Here is a 565-nt window from a genome sequence, read left to right as displayed (position 1 = left end):
AGCGTCTAATATGTCGTCAATCACGATACGTTGCTCTTTTTCAGGCTCTCGACCTAGCTTAAAAATAGCCTCACCGGCTTTTGCAGCAAGCTTTAATGCTGTTATTGATTTTTGCTTGTTTTCTTCGGTTAAATCAAACGACCACCATTGGCAGATTTTGATTGCACTGCCAAAAAAACTTATTAAATTATCTCTTTTAATGTGCAATTTTTGACTTACTCTGTTATATCTTCTTTCAAAACGTTCGATATTATCTTCAAGCTCTACAGACTCGTAATCACGCTTTATGTTTATCATGGTTATTCCTTTAAATTATGTCGGTTTTTGGGGCGTTTTGGGTGAAATTAAAGGTAATCGCCATCAATATAAAACTGCGGAATAAAGTCTGATTGCACGTTTAATTCGTTACCAAGGTCTTTTGCCATGCACGTTAAACCTAGCAAGACAATTGGCATGTAAAAATCAGTTTGTTGGTAACCTTTATCTAAGAATCGCTCATGGTACTCCCAGCTATCATTCAATGCATCTGCTAAGGCGGTACTCGGAGTAGTCTCTCCTTGCACCG

2 protein-coding genes are annotated in these 565 nt (G+C 37.9%); both read right to left on the bottom strand.

Annotation, left to right across the window (positions count from 1 at the left end; all coding sequences use genetic code 11):
* Nucleotides 1-297: hypothetical protein (locus I6F66_RS21715; RefSeq protein ID WP_197209842.1), on the bottom strand; the 297-nt coding region annotated here is incomplete at its 3' end.
* A 47-nt stretch (nucleotides 298-344) separates the two neighbouring features.
* Nucleotides 345-565, bottom strand: a 221-nt coding sequence (locus tag I6F66_RS21710) for an Imm49 family immunity protein (RefSeq protein ID WP_197209841.1), incomplete at its 5' end; no start/stop codon positions are given.

Origin of the sequence: Pseudoalteromonas sp. NZS100_1 (assembly GCF_015864285.1) — a bacterium.
In the GTDB taxonomy this organism is placed as follows: domain Bacteria; phylum Pseudomonadota; class Gammaproteobacteria; order Enterobacterales; family Alteromonadaceae; genus Pseudoalteromonas; species Pseudoalteromonas arctica.
The sequence above is the reverse complement of the archived record's forward strand: the minus strand, read 5'-3'. Positions and strand labels throughout refer to the sequence as shown.